Genomic DNA, 21,901 nt, shown 5'->3' with positions numbered 1-21,901 from the left:
CGGACACGCGGTCGAACACGCTTTGATTCAGGTCGTCATCGGGGCGCGGCGCAATGGGGTCGCCGCTGTTCACATCGGCGTAGCCGGCGCGGCTCACGGCGTCGTAGTACATCTTGGAAACGAAGATGAGGCTGCTGTCGGTGCGGCTCTCAGTGTACTTGTCGTTGGTGGCCAGCACTTCCGCCTGCTTCGAGCCATCGTTGAAGGCGGGATCGGTGGCGGGCAGGTCCAGCGGGCGCTCGCGGAAGCCGTCCAGGTGGTTTTCGGTGGTAACGCGGATGGTGCGCTGGGTTTCAAAGTTGCTGTCGCTGTAGCCGCGCACGATGATGTTCTGGTTGGCGTAATCCACCGCGTCTTCGCTCATGTTCTTCCACGAGAACAGCTGGAAGGTGGTCACGCATTCAATGCCCAGATCGTATACCTGCTTCTCGGTAAGCACAAAGTCGCCGTTGCTCTGCAGCGGGAAGTAGGTGGCGCTTTGCACCTTCTGGTCGCCGTAGTTCACGTTCTTATCGGGGGTGTACTTCACGTACTTGAAGCCGGCCAAGTCGCCCTCGGCCAGGCCGCTGATGGCGGGTAGCTTGTCGGCGGGCACGCCGGCTTCGCCCACGTAGTAGGGCTCCAGCACTACCTTCAGCGGGTTGGCCACGGTGCTCAGGCTTTCGGTGGCCTTCATGAAGGTGTGATGCCCGATGCCGAAGATGCGGATCTTGCCCACATCTTCCTTCGGGAAGGTGCGGATGAAGGCGCTCTTGATGGTGGTGCGCACCGGATGGAAGCCAGTATAGGCGCTGCCAGTGTCGGTGATCTTCTCGCCAGTGGAGATGTTGGTGGTCAGCTCCAGCGGATAGCTGAAGGTCACGTCCACATCGTCTAGCTTCGAGATGGCCCGCTCGTTCTTCATCTGGGCGGTGAGGGTGAATTCCTTGGCGTAGGGCACCGTCACCTCGGTGCGGTTGCCGTCGCTGTTGGAGGTGTCGCCCTTGGTTTGCTCGGTGTAGTCGCGCTGGCCGTACTGGATGGTGGTGTGCACCTCCATGGCGGGGCGCGGCACGTTCAGGGCGGCGCACTGCTTCACCGTGGCGCGGGTGTCGTAGGCACCGGTCTGCGACAGGGTGAGGCGGGCGTGCAGCTGGTCGTTGTGGTTGTAGCTGGTGGTGCTGCTGCCGTTGCCCAGGTAGTAAGCGTGGGCATTGGCGCAGTCGTGATCGGGGTTGTTCACGCCGTTGTACCAGTCGCTGGCGCCGTCGGCCACCACCGCCAGGCGGTCGTTGTAGGCCACGTTGGCGCTGAACAGGTTGGCGGAATCGCCGGTGGCGTAGGGCAGCTTCGACCAGCCGGGCTCAATGGAGTTGTAGTTGAAGTCCACGTTCTTCAGGTACCAGTCTTCCCAGGTTTGGCTGGGGTCAAGCAGGCCGGTGCCGTCGTTCAGGGTGTTCTTCAGGGTGTCGCAGTCGGCGAAGTTCAGCACGTAGCCGGTCAGGTTGCCGCCGTCGCGCAGGGCCACCAGGTCGTAGATGGACAGGGTAACGGTGCGCTGGATGCCTTCCTTCGACAGGAAGTCCATAGTGATGGACTTCAAGTCGCCCATCTCAGACAGGGCGGCGTTGAAGGTGAGCTTGTTGGTTTTGAAGCCGCGCACGATGCCGCGCTTCACGAAATACAGGCCGGTGTCCCAAGCGTTGGCGTCGTAGGGGGCCACCACGTTGCCCTTGGCGTCAAGGCGCGCTTGCTCCAGAATCATGTCCTTGGCCTTCTTGCCCACGCTGTCGAAGGTCATGGAGATGGTGGCGGCGTCGGAGCGAGCCAGGGTGGCGTTGCGGAAGGTGAAGCCGTACTGGGCGGCGCTCTTGTTGGCCACCTCCACGTTAGAGTGACGGGCAGAGGTGTTGTTGTTCATGGTCAGCTTGTTGAAGCTCCAGCCGGTGCCGTTGCTGGCGCCACTGCCGGTGAGGGCGGGCTGGGCCTGAGTGGCCGCGCCGTTGATCCACATGTTCTGGAAGTTATAGGTGCGGTAGCTGCTGCCGCTGCCAGAGTCGGTCACGTGGTCGGCGCCATTTACACCGTTGTTCGACCAGTAGGCATCGTTGGTGAGCGAGGCACCGTAGTCGTTGCGCTCATCCGAGAACGACTTCGCTTCGGTGCCCTGGGAGGGCCGCGCACTGGCGCCCTTCACCGCTTCGGCAGCGGACAGGCCGTCGAACCAGGAAATGCGCACCGGCTTCACGTCTTTGCGGTCGATGTCGCCGTAGAACTCGCTCAGCGGGAAGTACATGAAGGTGGACTGCATGCGGTTGTCGTAGGCAGTGGTGTTGAACAGGTCGTCCGCCACCTTGGTGGGGGTGCCGTGAGTTACCACGCTGCCGTAGAGGCGGGCGCGGAACTCGGTGTTCATCTTCACACCATCGCTGCCAGCCGGCACCTGGCGCTCGGCCACGTCGTAGGCGTGCTTGATGAAGTTGCCGGCCGCATCCACCAGGCGCGGGCGGTCGGCCGCCAACACGGCGGATTCATCGGTGCCATACTTCCACTCGGACAGCCGGGCGGCCATGCGGTCGTACACCAGGCGCACGGTGGACACCTGGGCGATGCTGGCGGCACCGGGGATGTCCTGCAGGCTGCGCTTATCCAAATCCACCACCAGGGTGTAGTAGCCGTCGGCGTTCTTGCGCATGCGCGGGGTGAGGAAATCGCTGGTGAGGGCAATTTCCGCCTGGGCATGGGCCTTCACGTAAGCGGTGGGGTACGGCGCCGGGGTGCCGGAGGTATCCGAGCTCACGTCCTTGGCGTTGGCGGGGGTAACGGTGGTGTAGTCGAACAGCCGCAGCTCGCTGAAGTCGCCGGCGCGGTTCATCCACTTGGTGCCCACGGCCCCGGCCGGCAGGTCGCGCAGGCTGGGGTCTTTGCCCTTAACGCTGAGGGTTACGGTGCTGCCGTAATCGGCATCGACGCCAGCGCGCGGCGACTGGCCGATGATGGTGTCGTCGGCGATGGAGGCGAAATCGGCGGCGCCGAAGTCGGCCGGGTTGTACATGCCGTCGCGGTCTTCCTCCACGTAACGCACCACCACGGCGAAGCCGGCCGCCTGCAGCTGCGCCTTGGCAGCTTCCAGGTCGGTGCGCTTCACGTAGTTGCCCAGTTCCACCGTGGCCGGGTAGCCCTTGGTGGTGAGGGTGATGGTGGCGCCGTAGGCGGCGTCGGTGCCGGAGGCCACGTTCTGGGCCAGCACCTCGCCATAGCCGGCGGCGGCAAAGTTGGGGAAGCCGCTGGTGGTGGAGTCGTGGGCAATCTGGGTTTCTTTCACCACAAAGCCCAACCCCTCAAGGGTGGCCTTGGCAGTGGCGAAATCTTGCCCGGTCACAGCCGGCACCGCCACAGTGGCAGGGGCATCGCCCTTCACGGTAATGGTGACGCTGGTGCCGCGATCCACAAACTCGTCCTCGGCACTGGCGGCCACGCTCTGGGCCAGCACGGTGCCGTCGGGAATTTCGTCGAAGGTGGCCACACCGAAGCGACGGATGTCTCCGAAGGCGCTGTTATTCGCATTGGCGTAGGTCACCGCCGGCACGAGGCCGGCCGCCACAAGGGCCGCCTTTGCCTCTTCCGCCGTCATACCGTCAATCACGTTGGGCACCACGGAAATCTTGCTGCTGGTGGTGGCGGTGGGCACCAGGGCGTCGGGCACGTCGCTGAGGTACTCGCCGCGGGCATCCACGTACACGTACTTCCAGCCGTCGATCTCCAGGCTGGAGGTTTTGAAGCCGCGGATGGCGTCTTTGATCATTAGCGGGTCGGCGCTGTTGTAGGTGGACACGCCGTTCACGGTCATGTCCAGGAAGCCCTCTTCCGCCTCGGAATTGCTGCGGTTCTCCAGCACGTACTCGTACCAGGCCTGCTCGTTGTCCGCTTGGCCCCAGCGGTAAGGCACGGTGTCGTAGTTGTAGTTGCCACTGATGCTGAAGTCGCGAATCTGCAGGTGCTTCTCATTGGTAACGCCACCGGTCCAGTTGAAGTAGCTGTACACCTCCGGCTCGGCGGTGGTGGCCTTCATCCAGGCGGTGGAGCTGTGCACGGTGCAGCGATTGGCATCCCACTGGCTGCCGAAAGCCAAATCCACGCCGTCCACGTTGTTCAGATTGGCTTGGTTCTGCGGGCTACCGGGCCACGACTTCCAATTGCTAGTGGTAGTGCCGTAGGTGTAGTAGTTTCCAGGCCAGTAGCCGTTCCAGCTGTTGGTGGCGTAGTCGGTGCTCCAGGTGCCGGTAAGGCTCATGGTGGCAGAGCGAGTGGGGCGGCCATAGAAGTCCACATAATACTCGAAGGCCTTGGGGTCGCTTCCAATGGCAATGTGGTCGCCGAAGTACTCGAAATGGAAGGTAGTGGCTACCAGATAGTTGCCGGGGTGGGAGCCGGGCACCATTACGGGGACGCGATTCCCGCTGGCGTCCAGCACGTAGTCGGGCACCATAACCGGGGTGCCGTCGTCGTAGAACTTCAGGCTGCCGTCTTCGTTTCTGTCCTGCACCTGCAGCTCGTTGCCATCGGCGTCGGTCTTCACTTCCCAGCGCAGCTCGCCGTCGTCGTCCTTCGCCTGCACCATGTACACGGTGGCCCCTTCGGGGTCGGTGGTGATGGTGCCGTCGGGGCGCTGGTACAGCGGCTGACCGCCCTGGCTGTTCCAGGCGGTGGAGGGGATGATGATCTTGCCGGTGGCCGGGTCGTAGAACTGGGCCAGGTTCAGGGTCATGGTGCGGCGGGTGCCGGGAGCGGTGTCGGTGCGCTCCACCACGGTGATGTCCACGTTGGCGCCGGCCAAGCGCTGGCGCAGCAGCTTGGTGGCCATGTCCTCGGGGGCCGCCTCGGGCGGTGTGGCAGGCGTGGTGCCCTTCACCCACAGGTGCACCTCGGTGCCCTTCAGGTAGAAGTCACCGGAGATGCCCTCGGACACGTTGGTCTTCTCGCCGTTGATGCGGCTGCCGTACACGGTGTACTCGGCGGCGTCGTTCCAGCCGGTCACCGCCAGGCGCTCATCGTCGGTCAGGGCATCGTCGCCCTTGTCCACCAACGCCTGATAGGCCTCTTCGCTAATGTAGTGCACCACGGGGGTGTAGCCAGCGTTCTCCACGCGGGCCATGGCGTCGCTCACCGCCTGCTTCTGCAGCACGGCGGTGTCGATGGCGGGCACCTGCACACCGGTGGTGTCCTCATCGCCGTCCAGCGGGTCGTGCTTGAAGGCCACCAGGCGCACGGTTTCGCCCGGCAGGGTGTAGTTGCCGGACAGGATCTTCTCCTTCACGGCGGCCGCGGCGGCGGGGTCGTTGGCGAACAGGGCGTCGATGTTGCCCATGCTGGCGCTGGTAGACGACACGCTGCGGGAAATCACGGTGCCGTACAGGCTGCCGTTCTTGGAGGTTACATCGATGTTGGTGAAGTCGGTGATGGGGTTGCCGTCGGCGTCGGTGTACAGCGCCTTCACGTCATCCATGGCCAACAGCTGGTCTTTGGTGAAGTCGGGGTTGTATTCCACCTCAACATTCAGTCCCAGGGCCTCCAGCTGGGCGATGGCGGTTTCCAGCGGCACGCCGGTCAGCTTCGGCAGCGGGATGAGGTCGGTGTCGTGGTTCACCATCACCATCTGCACCAGCTTCTCGGAAAGGGTGATGGTGTCGGTGTCGAAACCGCGCCACTCCCCTTCCACGGCGTCCAGGTGCATGGTGGTGGCCTCAAGGCGTGCGCTGTCCATGGCATAGGCGCTGGGGTTCGAGAGCAACATGCGCCAGCCGCTGTTGCGGTTGCCCAGCAGGGTTTCGGTGGGCTCGGTCTGGTTCAGGTCGCTGTCGCTCAGCACCGGATTCTTCTTGCCGGTCAGCTCTACGCTGGTGTCGGCAGCGCCGGTGGCGCCCACATAGGTGAAGTTCTGGATCTGCGGCTTCACCGGCTCGATCTGGCTGATCAGGCTGGCGCCGTCGCGCAGGAACTTGCCATCGGCGGCGCTCATGCCGTTGCGCAGCGGGTCGTAGCTGCCTACCAGGTGGTTCTTCTGGTAGTCCCAGCTGTTGGTGCCGTACACGCCATCGTAGTTGGTGTTGAACTCGGAGGTGAGCTGCACCGTGCTCACGGCATCGGTGCGGCCCAGCACCTCGATCACGGCGTCGATAGCCTCGCCGGTGGCATGGTTGTCCACCACGGTGGTAAGGCCATTCGCGTCGGTGACGGTGGCGGTGTTGTTCTTGGTGTCATCGGCTTTGCGACCCACGCTCTTGTGGAAGTGCTTCATGTCAACGCGCACTTCGGCCAAGTATCCGTTCTCCCACAGGGTGGAGGGCAGCACCAGGTTGCCAGTGTTGCTGTTGTAGTACAGCCGCATCAGGTCGTCGGCGTTGTAGGTGAAGATAACCAGGGTGCCCTCCCCTTCAACGCGGCTGCTGTTGTCGGCCAGCTCTTGCTGCCAACCGGCAACGTCGTTGGTGTAGGGGTCTACCGGGGCGGTGCCCTTGATCAGCAGAGTTACCACGGTGTTCCGGGGCAGCTCAACATCGGCAGCAGCGGCGTCGCCGTTGATGAGGGCCTTCAGCTGCGCGTCCAGGCTGGCGCCGTCGGCGGACACACCGGCCACGGCCCCTTCGCTCAGAGTGACGAACTTGCCGCGGTCTTCCAGGTTGGCCACGTCTTCGCGGTTGGTGGTGTAGGCGTACTCCACCTTCAGCCCCAAGGCGGTAAGCTGGGCGGTGGCGGCCGCCTTGTTGGCCCACAGCAGGTTAGCCGCCTGGGCGGCACCGATGGTGGCGGAAACGGAGGCATCCGGTGCATCCGGATCCACGTCGTTCACCACCAGCTCGATAACGCTGCCGGCCCGCAGGCTGCTGCCGGCCACGGCATCGCTGCCGTCCGCCAGCCGCTGGGCGGCCACATGGCCCTTCGCCCCTGCCAGCACGGCGGGGTCGGTTTCACCATCGGCAGCTTCGGGGGCGTTGGCCACGCCGTTGTAGCCCTTCTTGGGCACAAAGCCCAGGGCGGTGGCGGCCCGCTGCGCCTCGGCGTAGGTCATGCCGGTGAAGTCGGGCACAATGGCGGTTTCCTGCGGCACGTAAGCCTGAATTTGGATGGTGGTGAGGGCGTTGCCCAGCTTCAGCCCCGTCTTGGCGTTGGCCCCCAGGGCGTCCCAGGTGGTGGCCTTCAAAAGACCGCTGTTCAGCGCCACCGAGGTGGCGTCGAAGCCGCGGTAGTCGTTCGCGTAATCGTCGGCTTCGGCCTCGGGCACCGCTTCTTTGCCCATGCCGTACACGCGGATGTAGCTGTCGAACATCTGCTGATCTTCACCAAACACGTTGGTGTCCTGCTGCAGGTAGTTGCCGAACAGCAGTGTCTTCTCGGTATCCATGTAGTTGCTGTAATGGAAGCGGAAGCCGGCGTTGTTGTAGCGGTACCAGCTGTAGGTGCTGTCGTTCTCCTGCACCGGGTTGCCCTTGCCGTCGGTGGCGGCAAGAGGCACCAGGGCGTCGTTGTTGTAGGTGGGGTCGGTGGGCAACTGGAAGCTGCTGCCTTCCTCCACGAAGAAGCTCTTGGCCTTCACCGCCGGGAAGCTGGGGGCAATCTGGGCGTACATGCGAGCGTTGTCCTCGGTACGGGTGCGCTCGCCAAACTCGTTCACGCCGTTGCGGGCGCTGCCCTCCTCGTAGCGGGAGAAGCCGTAGTAGTCGTAGCGGGCGGTGCCGTTGCTGTTGGTGAGGGCGGTCTTATCACCGGTGAACTTATGGGTGGTGGGATTGTACACCGTCTTGGGGCTTTGGGCCGTGGCGGTGTTGCTCACCGACTCGTAGAACAGGTTGTTCCAGTCGTCCACCGGGTAGGTGGTGTTGAACTGGGCCGGCATCTGCAGGATGTCGTAGTACTTGTCCCAGCTGTAAATCTGCGGGGTGCCGCCGCCGCAGCCGCTGGTGGAAGTGGCCCAGCCATGGTTTTCGCAGTAGTTCTCGGTGGCGGTGCGCTGGGTGTTGAAGTCGGGCGCATCGATGGTGTAGCCGTAGAAATCGATGTAGGGGGCAGCCATGTCCAGGTCGGTGGTGGACTTGATCTGCTTCTTAAAGTAGCCGAAGTCCACTTCCACGCCCACCAGGTCGCCGAACATCCACAGGGCGTCGGTCAGCACCACGTCCTGGCCCTCCAGGCTGATGGCCGGGGCTACCTCGGCGGCGCGGTTCGCGTCGGGGTCTTCGCCCCACAGGGTAACGGTGATGGTGGCGCCTTCGCGCACGTAAGTGGCGTCCTCGTCGATGGCGGGGCCTTGCGCGTAGTAGTCGCCGTTCTCGTCCGCCTCGCCGGTGCCGATGTTGGTGGCGCCCGCGGGGAAGCTCACCTTCGCGCCGGCGGCCACATCCACCGCCACCACTTGGTCTTGGACGTAGCTGGCACCGCCGTGGGCCATCTCGTAGGCAGCGGCCAGCGATTCGTCGGTGGTGTAGTTGTACACCACATGGAAGGGGGCCACCTCGCCACGGGCAGCGGTGGCAACGCGGTCGGCAACGGCCGCGGCCAAGGCGGCGTCCGCACTGGTGCGGTTCATGGTGTCATCGATGGTGGGCACCGCGATGGCGCACAGGCTGTCGTCGGCAGCGGCCGGCTCGGTGTGGTTGTCCACCACCGGGGCCATGGTGCCGTTGGCAAACCAGCTCAGCACGTCCTCGGCGCTGTAGCTGGAGCTGTGCACGTTGGCCGGCAGGGCGCCGGTAACAGCGGCTCCCAGGCCGTTGTTGCGGGGCACCCAGTAGAAGGTGACGCCGTTCAGGGCGGTCACGGTTTCGCTGCCAGTGATGTTGCCGTTCTCATCCTTCACCGTCTGCTGGTGCTCGGTGGCGTCCAGCAGGGCGCGGCTCAAGGTGAGGTGGGTGGTGCGGAAGCCCACGTTGCCCAGCAGCGCCGGGTTGCCAGCGCCGTTGGCGTCCACGTTGGTGGTTTGGGTGAGCACGTTCACGAACAGGTTGGCGCCGTGGGTGACGTTGTAGTCGGAGTCGTTGGTTACCTTGGCGCGGAAGCCACTGCCCTCTTCGTTCAGGTAGGCGCGCGGATGGCTGGTCCACGCCGGGTTGTATTTTCCGCCGTACTCTTTGTGCAGGGCGTCGTAGCCGTGCAGATAGGTGCCGGTTACGTAGTAGGGCAGGCTGCCACCGCTGTAGGTGGTGTTCTCGTACAGCGGCAACGGCGAAGTGGTGCCGTTGTTTTCCGCCAGCAGCGCGGAGTTGTGGCTGGCCGCGTTGATGTAGGAGTACATCTCCACCTGGGTGCGGGTGGGCGGCAGCACCACGTTCAGAGTGGTGTAGCTGTAGTGCTCATAGGGTGAGTTCTGGGTAACGCGAATGCCCGTGGCCACGTTGTCAACACGAGGATTGGTGGGCTTCAGGCGGGTGAACGACGAGTTCAGGTAGTTGCCGCCGTTGTAACGGCCGTCGTTGTAGCCGGTGCCATCGGCGGCGGTGTTGTAGTTCACCTTGCCGTCGTTCCAGTAGCCAATCTGCCAGTCGGTGCGGAAGGTAGCGCTTACCGGATGGTTCACGAAGCGGTAGGTGCCCGCGCCCCAGAATTCCACGTAAGCGGCTTCCGCCTGGTTGCTCCAGCTGCCGTCGACCGCCTGCTCCATGGTGTGGAAGTAGCGGTTGGTCATGGACAGGCCGCGGAAGTAGGCGTGCTCGTAATCCTCACCAGTGGCCTCCCAGCCGTCCTTGTACAGCTTCCACACATCAGCGCTGATGACCACGTCGCCATCGCCGTTGATGGTGACGTAATCGGAAAGCTTGGCCTGCGGGTCAGTGGGCTGGCTGGGGGCGGAGGGGTCGGTAACGTCGCCGGCGGCTTCAGGGGTGAAGGTTTCATCGGCGCCAGCCCCCTTCACCGTAAGAGTTACGGTGTCGGTGCGCAGGGTGTTGGCTTGCGCGGGGGTTTGGGCCACCACGGTGCCCACTGCCAGGGCGGTCTTGGCCTCCTGGGCCGGGGCATAGTAGCGGTCGTCGTCCGGGTCGCCGTATACGGTAATCTCCACCACGTCGCCGGCGTACAGCGGCGCGCCCGCGGTGGTGTCGGCCTTCAGGGTGTTCCAGCCGATGATGCTGCCCAGCACCGGAACGGCATCAAAGCTGGTGTTGTTGGGGTCGTACCACTCGTCCTTGTCTTCCTCGGGGCTGTACAGCAACTTCGCCTGCAGCCCCAGCGCCTCGATGGCGGCCACCACGGCGGCCACATCCAGGTTGCCGGCTTCGTAGTCGGTCTTGATGGCGGCCACGGCGGTTTCGTCCACGGTGCCCTGGTAGGTTACCTTCACGTTGTAGCCGCGGGCCAGCAACTTGGCCTTGGCAGCTTCCACGTCTTGGCCCTCTACCAGCGGCGTCCACAGGCTGGGCACCTGCAGCAGCGGGTTGCTCTCATCCCCCGCCTCGTCGGCGATGCGGGCGTTGTAGGTATCCAAGGTGGTGAGGTAATCCAGCTGATCGTAATCGGCCAGGTTGCCGCCCTTCTCCTGGATGGCCTGGTACAGGTCCTTCGCCGGAATGGTGATGGTGCGGGTGTCGGTGGTGAAGTCGGGGCTGTAGCGCAGCGTGATGTCGTTCACGAAACTGGCGTCGAACAGGCCCTTGGACAGCACGATGGCGCTGGTTTCAAAACCCACGTTCTCGGCTTTGCCATCCTTGTCCATATCGTCTTGGAACATGGGGATGTTGCTGGTGGCAAACGCCGCCTTGCGCATGGGGAAGTGGGTGTTGTTGGTGAGGGTGAAGCGGTAGCCGCTGCCGTCCTCCTCGTAGTAAGAGTTGGTGGGGGCGTTGTTGGCGTCGGTGCCGTTGGCCTTGTTGCCCCGCTGCACCAAGGGGGTTTCCTCGGTGCTGTCCAGGTGCCGCTTCTCGGTGGCCACTTCGCTGGCGGGCTGGGTGGAGCGGCGGAAGCTGGTGGTGGCCACACGGGGCAACGTGGGGAACGGGCGCGCGAACAGGGTGGCCTTCGCGCCGCTGGTCCAGGTGTCGGCCCCCTTGAAGTAATGGCGGTCGGCGGTGTTGTCCTCGTGGCCAGTGCCCACGGCCTGCACGTTCATGCGGTACTTGTGGATGTTGGTCTTGTAGGAAATGATGCTGCCGCACACCGGGTAGTCGCTCCACTGGGAACCGCGGAAGGAAGCCGGCAGCAGGCTGGCAACGTTCACGCGGCTGTTATAGCGCCACTCGGAGCTGTGCACGCGCTCCAGTACGCGGCCGTACAACTCAAGATCGTTCACGTCGTTGGTGTAGCCGTACAGGTCTACAAAGGCATCGGCGCTGGTGCCGGCCTGGTAGTGATCTATGTGCACCACGGCGTTCAGCAGGTAGCCCTCTTCCCACTGGCTGTAGGGAATCACCAGGTTGCCATCTTCGTTGTAGCCGTACAGGCGGGCCATGGCGTCGAACGACACCCACATGTTCTGCTTGGTGGTGTTGCCGCGCTGATAGTAGGTGAAGGTGAAGCCGGAAATCTTCGCCGCATCCAGCAGCGCCTTGTTCACGGTGAAGTACTTGGTTTGGAAGCCCTGCACTGCGTTCTCGTAATCCTCGATGTCATCGAAGCCGGGAATCAGTTTGGCGCGGATGGAGGCGCCGTCTTGCAGGTTGGAGTACAGCGGAATGCCATCGGACAAAATGCCATCCGCCCCCACGCACACGGTGTGGGGATCGCTCCAATGCTGCACGGTGTACCAGCCGCCATTGGAATTCTGGTGGCTGGTGGTCCAGTACTGACCGTGGTAGCGGTTGTTGCGGTTGCCGCTCAGATAGCCGCTGGCAGTGGTACTGCCCACCAGCGAACTATTGTGGGGCACGCTGGCGCCGCACAGCACGCAGGCACCGCCAGAGGTGGTGGCCCCCAGCGCGGTGTTGTGGGTGGGGTTCTGGTCATGGGCCTCGTCGGTGGTGCCGATGCGCAGCTCGGCGTCCCACATGTCGCGGCCGTCGTTGGCCAGGCTGAAGCGATAACCGGCGCCGTCTTCGCCCCAGTAGCTGGTGGCCTGGTTGCTCATGGCGTAGGTGATGCCGTCGCCGTTGTCGTTGGCAGTGGCCTTCGCCGGGCCCGGGTCCTTCGCGTCGAAGTAGGCAGAGGCGCCCACCTTCGGGATGGACTGGCCGGCCAGCGCCAGCAGGTCGGCGCGGGACTTCGACCACATCTGCTCAGAGGCGTCCTCGCGGTTGTTGCCCAGGGCTTCCCACTCAGAGTTCTTGTAAGTGGCTACAAACTCGGAGTTGGCTTCTACGTGCACGTAGAAGTTGTCGAAGTAGCTCTCGCGCCAGTACTCGAACTCGTAGTCGCGGAACTGGGAGGGCAGGGTGATGTTCTGGGTACCGCCGCAGCCGCTCTTGGTGCCGCGGAAGTAGTAGTTGTGGCCGGCGCAGCCGTGGTTGCTGCACTGGCCGCCAGTCACGCCCACCGAACGAGTGAAGTCGAAGTTCTCACGGAAGTAGATTTCGCGGTAAATCTCGTCCACGTTGGGCGAGTCGGTGGTGTAGCCGAACAGGTCCACGAAGTTCTCGTTGCCAGACAGGCCGGGCAGCACGAAGCCGAACGTGAATTCCACCTTGATGGTGTCGTTGCCATTCTTGCCGCGGTTTTGCAGGCTCCAGTCTTCGGTTACGGTGTCATCGGTGCGATAGCTGCCGTCGTTCTTGGCGGGGTTCTTCAGGGCCCAATCGGAAGCCGGCAGCAGTTTGCGGGTGCTCCAAGCCTCGGAGGGGATGATCACGTCGCCGTTGGCCTGCTTGTAGGTTTCCAGGTATTCCGCCAGCTCGGTACCCTGCAGGGTAGTGGTGTAGGTGTTGGTTACCAGCGCGTCCTGCTTGGTGCCTTCGGGGGTCCACCAAATTTTGATGGAGTCCAGCGTGGTGTTCTCCAGCAGCTCCTTCGAAATGGTCATGTGGGTGGTGTGGAAGCCCAAGTTGTTGTACTTGGCCAGGCCCAGGGTTTGGCCGTCAACGGTTTGGGTGTACACCTTGCCCTTGATGTCGCCGATGGTGAGGCGCGCGCCTTCCTTCATGGCGAATTTCTGGCTGTTGGACACGATGGTGCGGAAGCCGGAGTTGTTCTCGTTCACGTAGCCGAAGGGGTACGGGCGATGGTACAGGTCAACATTGTTACCGTTGGTATCAATGTCCATGGCTGCGGTATTGCGACTCCAGGTGGTGGATACAGGGTTGTAGGCAGAAGCACTGCCAGCCACCGTGCCGTCGAGGCGCACGGTGGGGTTACGGTACACATTGCCGTTGTACAGGCTGGTAACGCCGTCGATATGGGCCTTGCCAGCGCTGTTGTCCACCGGGTCGCCGCCCACAACGCCGTAGGTGCCGTCGCCGCGGTTGCCGGGGGTGGTGTTGGGGGTGTCGCCCTTGGCCTTTGCCGACACCGAACCCTGGTAGCCGCCATCGTTGGCGGAAACACCCACGCCGTAGGCGCCGATGTAGTCCTTCGGGTTCACCGGGGCCAGCAGGGCGTTCAGCTGGGCGGTTTGGTTCCAGCTGCGGGCCCAGGCGGCCACAATTTCGTTGGTGGTGAACTTGGCGCCCAAGCGGATGCCGGGGCAGGTGCCGCTGTCGGTGGTGCAGCCGGCGCCGCCAGTGTGGCGGTTGTCGGTGAGGCCGTAGAACTCCACGAAGGGCAGGCTGTCCTGGTCGTTCGACTTGATGTTGGCCTTCAGGTAGCTGTAGTTCACCTTCACGCCGGCCAGGTAGCCGTTGTTCCACAAAATGGGGTCGATTACCAGGTTGCCGTCCTTCACGGTGATGGGGGCAGCGTCCTCGGGGGCCTTGCCCTTGATGATCAGGTCCACCGTGGTGCGGGTGGTGCCGTCGGTGCCCACCACCGGATAGGTGCCGTCGGTGTTCTGGGTGGCGTTGATGGTGATGGACAGCACGTTGCCGTCGTCGGTTTTGTAGAAGGTCTTGGCGTCGATGGGGGCCGCAACGGCAGCCATGTAGGTAGCGCGCACATCGAAGCCCTGGTTGGTGAGGGTTTCGATGGCGTCTTCACCGTTCTTGTTGGCCCATGCGTCCACCTTCACCGGCGTCGTGGGATAGCTGGGGGGGGTGGTAACCGGATCTTTAATGGAATGGTGGCGCGGGGTGGGGTCCACCACGGTGATGTTGCCGGGGTCGGTGCCCTTCACGTACACGGTAATGTCGTCGCCCTGCTCGGTGTAGCGGTAGTCGGCGGCGGGGTTGGTGCCTACCACGGTGCCGTTGGGGATGCTGGCCCAGTCGGCGTAGCCAATCTGACCCAGGCTGGTGTCGGTGCCGTAGCGGATGTCCAAGTCGGCCGGCTGAGTGGTCACGAACTGCGGGGTGATCACGAAGTGGCCGGCATTATACAGGGTGTCGAACACGTTTTGCGCGTTCGCCGCGTCCCAGCGCTGGCCCGCCACATTGGGGATGGCCACCACGGTGCCGATGGGGCTTAAGCCTCCCGTGCCGAAGTCGTCGGAGAGGCGGGTGCGCACGTCTTCCAGCCCCAGGGTGGAGCCTTCGCCGCTGTTCAGCAGCCGCTGCAGGTCGGCCAGGGAAATCTTAATCTCATGGCGCACCAGCTGGTCCGCCTCGGTGGCGGGAGCATCGGCGGCGGTGTCATTGGTGTAGTAGTACAGGCTCACCGAGGTGGCGGTGCCAATGCTCACCGGGTCGAACAGCAGGTTGCCGGAAAGGGTGAGCTTCTGGGTTTCGTAGTCCAACAGCTGGTGGTTCAGGGTGTGCTTGGTGAGGTCGCCAATCAGCAGCTGGCCGCCACGCACAGCGTTGTAGATGGTGTTGTTGGAAAGGCTCACGCGGTAACCGGAAGCACCGTAGGTGTAGTAGGTGTTCATGGTGGAGTGCTTGCCGGAAGTGGCGGCGTCGAAGCCGGTGATGCCGAAGGTGAGGTAGTCCTCCGGGTTAGTGGCGGCGTTCTGGTGGGAGTTCGGGTCCAGAACGTTGGTGTCTTTCGCACCGTTGTAGGCCTGGTTCGAGGGGATGATCACAACCGGGTAGGGGCGCCCCAGCAAGGTGGCGCTGTCGGCGGCAGTGGTGTCCCACGCCTTCTGGGCGTACTCGGTGCCGAAGGTGGCGCCCACCTTCATGTCCACCTTGTTGTTGGCGGTGCCGTACACGTCGATGTACACGTTGTCGCGGTAGCCGTCCTTCACCTTCTGGGCCACGTCCTGGTTCACCTCGGTGTTGGTGCTAGAGGTGGTCCAGTCAAAGTTGCGGTTGTCAACCACATTAGCGCCGAAGCCGGTCATGTGCTGAGTGAAGTTGGTGAGGTACACCACGGTGCTGTCCACGTTGCCATCGCTGTCGTAGTGGATGGGATCGCAGCCCCAGGCCTTCGAGGTGATGTACAGCATTTCCTTCTCTTCGCTGTACATGATGCCCCTGTCGGCGGCTTCCGCCTTCAGCTGGGCGATGTCGTAGTTGTTCTGGTCCAGCGTGGTGGGCTGGCCGTTGCCGGCGGCGGCGCGCAGGTAGTGGCCGGCGATGGTGATCTTGCGGTAGTTGTCCACCGGCACACCGTTCTTGGTAACGCTGCCGTCCGGCTCCTTGGTAAATCCGGCGTTAACCTCCCCCTTGGCCACCGGGTCTTTGTAGATGTCAGCGTCGGTGTAGAAGGGCTCTCCCTGCTTGGCAGCGTTCTCGTCGATGGCGATGATTTCCAAATCCGCCAGCTTCGCCACGTCCAGCAGCCGCTTGGGGATGGCGATGGTGTCGGTGATGAAATCGCGGCGGGTGCCGGCGCTGGGGTCGGCCGGGTTGGCCGGGTCGCGGAACGGGATGGGACGGTCGGTCTCGTCAATAGTGATGAGCTTGCCGCCATTCAGCAGAGCGTTGTTGTTCTCTTTGATTTCATCGGCAGTAAGCTCGCTGCTGGTGCGGTCGTTTCCGTTGCTGTCCACCAGCGCGGTGCCGAATTGCAACTTGCTGTCACCCAGGGCGAAGTTCGAGTCGTTGGCGATGTTCAGGCGCCAGCCACTGTTAGTATCGCCAATCCAGGCCTCAATTTTCTGCACGTCCTTGGGCAGGGTTGACTTGGGCAGCGCGGTGTTCTGCGGCTCGCCGTTCTCGCCGGCACCGCTGTTCTCGCGGTAAGCTTCCACGGTGATGGTGGGGTCTACCTGGGCCTTGCGCGATACGATGATGGCCTTGCTGGTGGCGGTCAGCTGCTGGTCTTTAGTGCGGAACATGGTGTCGATGGACTCATAGTTGGTGCCCAGGGTGCCAGTCAGCTCAATTTCACCGATGGTGATGGGGGTGCCGTACAGCTCCACCCACATGTTGGCGTTCTCCAGGGTTTTGCCGGGGGCCAGATCCTGCACGCCCTTGATGCGCTTGAAGTTCACGCGGGCCGAAACGAAGTATTCGCCGTTCCACAGCTCGTCTGCCTTCAGTACGCAGTTGCCGGCATCGGCGTTGGTGCCGGCGTCGGCGATCACGTACTTGCTCACGCCCTCGTGGAAGGTGCCGTCCTCGTCGGTGGTGTCGTTCCAGTACAGGGTGCGCTTTTTGGTGGCGTTCTTGATGGCCTGCTCGGCGGGGTCGTAGGTGGTGATTTCGATGGATTCGATGTCCATCATGGCCAGCAGGTCTTTGCTGAAGGCCAGGCTCATGGCGTTGAAGGCCTCGCCGGTGTCCTTCACGAAGGCGGTGGAGTTTTCCGCCTTCAGGCGCATGTTGTTAATGGTGAAGTAGCCAGGGTCCAGCATGCTCATGGAGTCGTTGGTCAGCTTGAAGCGCCAGGCAGCGCCGCTGTGGTTCAAGATGACAAACTGCTTTTCTCCCTCTTTGGCCGGCGTTTGGGAGTTGGTGTCCAGAACGATGTCGGCATTGGACATGGAACCCTTGGCCACCACGCCCGGTTCGGGATTGATGGCGCTGCGGAACACCGCCGACTGCTGAGCGGTGCTGGTGAGGGTGGAGGTGTAACGGCCCCCAACCGCGGTGGAAGGGTCGGCCAGCGCGAACACGCGACTGCCGAACTGGGCACTGGCGGTGTTGGTGTAGTCCACACCGGGAATTTCCATGATGCCGGTCCAGCGAACACGGGCAGCCATTTTGATTTCCTGCTGGAAGGGGGCCCGGAAGGTAATCCGCACGTTACCGGTGAAGTTGGCGCCGCTGTGGGTAATGCCAATCAGCGGATTCACCCCCGCCTTGTTCAGCACGCCGCTGATGGCGTCGTTTTCCATGGAGGCGTCATCATAGGCGGTGGTGCCCAAGCGGTAGTGCAGCAGGCCGTCGGTAGCAGTGGTGTCCAGCTCGGGCGCGCCAGCGGTTACCCAGTAAATGTCATACTCGTCGGCGCCCTTGGGCTCTTCCACCTCAAACTGAACCACCATGCCGCGGGGCAGCTTGCTATCCACCGAGTTCAGCTTCTTCTCGAAGTCGTCATAGTTGGTATCAAAGTAGGTGCCCAGGCTCACCTTCTCATCGGCCTCCATGTCCCACAGCTCTTCGGGAGTGTTCTCGGGGTCGATGATGATTTCCATGTTCATCAGGCGGAAGTAATCCGGCAGGGTTTCTTCCAACACAGGGCCCGCAGTGGGGTCGACCACATCGGCATCGGCCCAAGAAGGCACCTGGTTTTGGTTTTTCACCAGCACGCGGATGGGGTTGCCGTCGGCGTCCAGCTTGGGGGTGGTGGGGTTGCCGTCGGCGTTCAAGTTGTAGTCGTCATACTCGAAGAAAGCAGCGGTTTCGCCGAACAGGGGCATGTTGCCGCTGGTGGCCAGATTGCTGGTTTCAAAGGTGCTGGGGTAGCCCACGTAGCTTTGGGTGGAGGAGGTGCGCAGATTCTCGGTCACAGTGCCGTCGCCGGCGGTGGTCTTCTCCACGGCGTACTTGCCCACGGTCATGCCCACGGTGGGCTCTTTGAAGGCCTCCCAGAAGGGGGACTCGTTGATGCCCCAGGAGTAGTCGCCGTCGCCCAGGCCGCCGAAGCGGGCGGTGAGGTTACTCTGCATACTCACGTAGTAGCCGCGACCATCGGCGCCGTTGGTGAGGCCGATGTTGGGCACGTAAGGCACCGCCACCAGGAAGGTGATGCTGGTGCCGCTTTCTTCCACGTGGTCGAAGTTGTCCGGCAGGGTGGAGCCGCCGCCCTCGCCGCCGCCCTCTCCGCCGCCTTCGCCGCTGCCATCGCCTTCACCGGAGCCGTCGCCGCTGCCATCGCCGGTGCTACCGCTGTTGCTGATCACCGGATTTCCGTCTATGTCGGCATTGTAGGCGGGCGACAGGAAGCCGTCGCGGGCGGTGCGGGTGTTGATGTCGTCGTTGCGCACCACAAACGCGATGGTGCCCGATTGTCCACGGGTGGCGTAGGGGATTACCTGGGAAGCGTTGTCTTTGAAGGAGGCCAACACCTGTTCCTGGCGCTGCTCGAACTCTTCCTTGGTTTCGCCGGTTTTCTGATTGATGGTCACGCCCACGCGGCGCAGATACTGGGCGCGGCTCTCGTCGGGGCGCTGCTCGAAAAACTTCTCGTAAACGTCATCCACGTTTCCGAAGCCGTCCATGTCTAGCATGTCGTACTCTTCGTCACTCCACCCAGTGGTGTTATATATAAGTACGCCGCCTTCTTTCGGCTTGCCCACAAACTCGCTGCCCTCGGCGGCAATGGCGCCGTTGGGGTCGGTTACCTTCTCCGGGTTCAGCGGGTCGGCCTCGTTGTAGAACCACGCGGCGTGGTCTTCACGCAGCATGCCTTCCATGTTGTTGGACTCGGTGTTCATGGCGCGCAGATTGTAGTCCACGAAGTCGATGGTGGCGGTGCTGCCCACCGGCGAGGTGTTCTTGGTGGTTACCTTGTACACCATGTAGTTGTAGCGGTCGTACAACACGTTGTCCGACACCTTTTCATAGGTGGTCTCGAACTCCAGGTTGGTTTTCAGGAAAGTGATCTTGCGCAGGCCGAAGGTGCCCGGGTCACCGGTCATGGGGATGGTGTAGGGCTTGCCGTACTTGCCGTCTGGCAGGTACTGGTTCTTGCCCAGGGTGTAGCTGTAGGTGGTGCCGCCGTAGATGATGGAGCCGCCGGCGTTTTCGGGTATGTTGCCGTTCATGGACACCTGGAAGCTGGGCACCTGCAGGCCGGACACGGGCATCTGGTAATCGAAGCCATCGCTGCCCTGCTTGCCCTTGTACTTCAGGTACAAACAGCCGGTGAAGCCCTTGGTTTGAAAGTTGGCAATGCTGTAGGATTGGCCGTCGCTGCCCACTACCGCGCCCTTAGGGTCGGGAATGTACACCTGGTTCATGCCGCAGTTCTTGTCGGGGCCACCCTGGCCGGCCATGTAGTCGTCCAGCATGATCATGTCGCCATTTTGGTTGTACTTCAAGTACACGTACCAATTGTCAACCAAGTTGTCCGGCAAGGTGATAGACATATAGGGAGCCAGCGGATTGTCGTAGTGGTAGTAGTTTTCACTACCGTTATAGGGGGTGTGTACCCAGTCGGTGAAGTACTGGGTGGAGGCCATGCCGCCCTGATCGTTGAAGTACAGGTAGGGCACCCATAGCTCCAGCGTGGTGGCGTAGTAGTCGCGCAGGTCTTCAGGGGTGGCCGGCTTGTCAGAGGGCCAACCGCTGGGCACACCGAAGGTCATGCCGCCGTAGTAACCGGAGTCGCCCTCGGTTTTCACGTTGGTCTGCACGATGGGGCTTTCCTGGTTGGACACCAGGTACACGCCGTCAGCGATGCGCTTGTTGGCGCCCTGCACGTTCAGCCACAAATCGAAGTGTTTGGTGGGGTCCAGCGTTTTGTAGGGGCTGGCCGCGCGGGGGGCCGCCTGGTACAGGGCCAGGCCGGCCTGGGCCATCGAGAAGGTGATGGGGTTGGCCAGCGCCTCGATTTCCTCTTGGGAGGCGTCGGCTTCCGGCTCGGTGGGCTCTTGGGGCTCGTCCCCTTCGGTGGGCTGCTCACCAGGGGTTTCCTGGTTGTCGCCCTCGGTGGTGTCGTCCCCCTCGGCCGGGTTTTCCGGCGCTTCGGGGTCTTCGGGCTCCTCGGGAGCGGGCGCCTGGTAGGCGAACTGCAGCATCTGCTGGGGCAGGGCCACGGCGATGGTGCCCTCTTCCTCTTCCAGAGCGTTGTCCTGGCCTTCTTTCTCTACCAGCTCTTCCTGCACCAGCTCGGCCTCCACCTGGGCCACCAGCGCGGCTTCCAGGGTGGTCACGTCGTAAGTGGGGTCGGCCTCGCCCTCGTCGGCGGGCAAGCCCTGGCTCAGCAGCTGGTTGGTGGCGTCAATTAGGTCGGGGTTGGTGGCGTTTTCGTTGCCCTGGCTGATGTGCACCAGCGCCGGCGCGCTGTAGGGCACCAGCACCACAATCTGGCGCTTGGGCTGGGCGGCCTCGTCGGCGGCGGTGGCGTTGGCCGGCAGCTCGGTCAGCTGCGGGTTGCCTTCCACCGGGATGTCCAGCACCGCGCGGCCGGGCACATCCTCTTCCACCTGGGCATTCAGCGCTTCAAGGCCAGCGCCTTCCAGAGCGGCGGCGTCGGCCAGGTTCAGAGATTCCTTGTCTTCGTCCGAAAGGGCGGTGATGTCGAAAGCACGCACGCCGTCGGCGTTCATGCCGCCGCGGCCCTCGGCGTCGGGCAGGTCGGCCAGGTTCAGCTGGTAGCCCTTCTCGGTGAACTCGCCCTTGGCGGCGGTGATAGTGAGCAGGAAGGCGGCAATGCCTTCGCCGTTGCCCTCCGCGTCGGGGGTGAAAGTGGGCTGGGCCAGCATCTCCACGCTGGTGCCCAGGGCCACGGTGGCTTCGGCGTTTACCAGCGTGAAGCTGGCGGCCGTCTGCTGGTTGGTGGGGCACACGATGTTGTTGCCCTTCAGCTTGTTGTCCTCGTCGCGGGCGGCGGTGAAGCTGTTGGCCACAAAGCCGCCGGACACGGAAACGGCCTGGTCAGCGGGGATTTCGCCCAACATATGAGCGGTCATCTGCGGCAGCTGGGCGTCGGCGCGCAGCTGGTTGCGGGTGGTTTTCACGGTCACGCCGTTTTCGTCCTGGGCGCCGTCGTAGCGGAACAGGATTACGCCGGACAGGCCCTTCTCCAGCTCCTTCTCGGTGTGCTTCAGGAACTGGGCGCCGTGCTGAGTGTACACGCTCCAGCCTTGGGGCACGTCGTCGGTGCTCAGCACCACACGCATGCCGTCGGCGTCGCCTCCGCGGTACTTCCACTCCTCTTCGCTCAGGGTGGTGTGGAATTCGTAGGCCTGGCTGCCGTCTTCGTCGGTTTGGCCCTCCAGGGCGGTGCGGTACACGTAGGGGGCGTTGAACACCACCGCTACGCCGTCGTTGTCTTCGCGGGCGCCCAGGTAGCCGCCGTCCAGCTGGCGGGCGAGGTTGCCAAAGCTGGGGGTGAGGGTGAGCTCCTGGCCGTTCACCTGGTAGTTTCCGTCAGAATCCTGCAGGGCGCCGGTGGCGGTCATGCTGAAATTCAGGCGCTCGGCAAAGGCCTCCTGCAGCTCTTCGTCTTTCATCGAGGCGGCGTTGTCGGTGGTGTCGCTGCGCTTCTCCTGGGCTTCATCGCTGATAACGGGCAGCACCGCGTCCGCCGCAACAAGGCCTTCGGGCATGAACTCGGCCAGCTCTGCTTCGCCGAGGGTGGTGATGGCTTGCAGCCCCAGCTCTTCGAAGTTGGGGGCGTCGCTTTGAGGGTCTTCGCCGTTCTCGCCGTCGGTGGCGGCGTCATCTTCGCCGTCTTCGCCGTTGGCGCTGGGGTCGGCAGCGTCGTCGTTGGCGTCAGCTTCACTGGGGTCGGAGGCGGAGCTGTCGTCGGCGGCGGTGGGGGCGTCACCCAGGATGGCGGTACGGGCTTCGGCGATGGAGGTTTCGTTCCACGCCATCAGCGACAGCGTGAACGCCAGAAACACCGAGATTACGTTCAT

General features: G+C 63.2%; 1 protein-coding gene (only partly in view). It reads right to left on the bottom strand.

Annotation, left to right across the window (positions count from 1 at the left end):
* Positions 1 to 21,901 carry the 5' end (the start) of a PASTA domain-containing protein gene (locus DMP11_RS06835; RefSeq protein ID WP_148041104.1) on the bottom strand. Its footprint begins 57,794 nt before the window's first position, so only the first 21,901 of its 79,695 coding nucleotides appear in the window; its start codon is at positions 21,899 to 21,901; its stop codon lies beyond the left edge, outside the window.

It is taken from the genome of Parvibacter caecicola, from assembly GCF_003725335.1.
Classification (GTDB): domain Bacteria; phylum Actinomycetota; class Coriobacteriia; order Coriobacteriales; family Eggerthellaceae; genus Parvibacter; species Parvibacter caecicola.
The sequence above is the reverse complement of the archived record's forward strand: the minus strand, read 5'-3'. Positions and strand labels throughout refer to the sequence as shown.